The organism is Brachybacterium sp. HMSC06H03, assembly GCF_001807385.1.
GTDB classification, from domain to species: Bacteria; Actinomycetota; Actinomycetes; order Actinomycetales; family Dermabacteraceae; genus Brachybacterium; species Brachybacterium conglomeratum.
In genome coordinates, this window is sequence record NZ_KV788838.1 from 1 (window position 1) to 1,243 (window position 1,243).

The following is a 1,243-nucleotide window of genomic DNA, read 5'->3' on the forward strand; positions in this document are numbered from 1 at the left end:
TCACGATCGAGGCGATCTGCAGCGGCTGCTGGTCGCTCACAGCGGTCTCCTTCCCGGCCGGGAACCTGTCCCGGCGGTCTGCGGCAGTTCGGATCCGGGCATGGGGAGAGTGCTCGGTGGGGTGCTCCGGGCCTGCGGCGCTCGCCAGAGTAGCGGGCGCGGCGTCCGACTCGTCCGAGGGGCGCGGGGGAGCGGGCCAGGATTCGGAGAACCTCCCGAGAACCTTCACAGCTCCGTCCCCCGGCCGTCGTGGAGGGGAGGCGGCGCCTCCGTACACTGGGGTCGCGCCGCGCAGGCGACACGGAACCCCCAGCAGGAGGCGCAGTGAGCGACACCGCACCCGCGGACGAGACCCGTCCGACCGTCGGCCGGCCCGGCCACGTCGAGGCCGCCGCGCACCCCGAGGCGCTCAGCGAGCGCGTCGTCGCCGTGGTCGTTACCTACAACCGCGAGCAGCTGCTCGCCCAGTGTCTCGACGGCCTCGCCGCGCAGGACCGCCGGCCCGATGCGGTCGTCGTGATCGACAACGCCTCCACCGACGCCAGCGGCCGCGTGGCCGACGAGCACCCGCTCGGCGCCGACGTGGTCCACCTGCACCGCAACGTCGGCGGAGCGGGCGGCTTCGCCGCCGGGATCGCCCGCGCGCTCGTGCGCCACGACGCGGACTGGGTGTGGGTGATGGACGACGACACGGTGCCGCGGCCGGGCGCGCTCGCCGCGCTGCTGGAGGCCCTCGGCAGCTCGCCGGTGCGGCTGAGCGTGCTGAGCTCCCGCGCGGTGTGGACCGACGGCCGCGACCACCCGATGAACACCCAGCGCACCCGCCTCGGCGCGAGCTCCCGCGAGAAGCGCGACGCCGCCCGCGCCGGCGGCCGCCCCATCCGCACCGCCAGCTACGTCTCCGCGCTGCTGAACGGTCAGGACGTGCGCCGTCTCGGCCTGCCCCACGCGGACTACTTCATCTGGTCCGACGACTTCGAGCACACCGGGCGCCTGCTGCGCCACGGCCGCGGCCTGCAGGTGCCGTCCTCCGTCGTCGAGCACCGCACCGCCCGCTTCGGCAACGCGCAGACGAGTCCCGGCAGCCGCTTCTACTACGACGTGCGCAACCGCCTGTGGGCGCTGCTGCGCACCGACTCCTTCAGCCCCCTCGAGCGGGTGCTGCACGGCGGGCGCACCGCGCTCGGCTGGCTCGGCGTGCTCGCCCGCCACCGCGGCGACGTGGCCGGGGTGGGCCTGCGCG

The 1,243-nt window shown here is 75.4% G+C and carries 2 protein-coding genes; one reads left to right on the top strand and one right to left on the bottom strand.

Features of this window, described 5'->3' with window-relative positions; translation table 11 throughout:
* On the bottom strand, positions 1-229 hold a 229-nt coding region (locus HMPREF3159_RS17675; protein WP_210388865.1), incomplete at its 3' end, for a hypothetical protein.
* A gap of 95 nt (positions 230-324) precedes the next feature.
* On the opposite strand from HMPREF3159_RS17675, the gene HMPREF3159_RS10495 reads away from it, so the two are divergent.
* Positions 325-1,243 (top strand): glycosyltransferase (locus tag HMPREF3159_RS10495; RefSeq protein WP_070500981.1); only part of this gene is annotated, 919 nt, incomplete at its 3' end.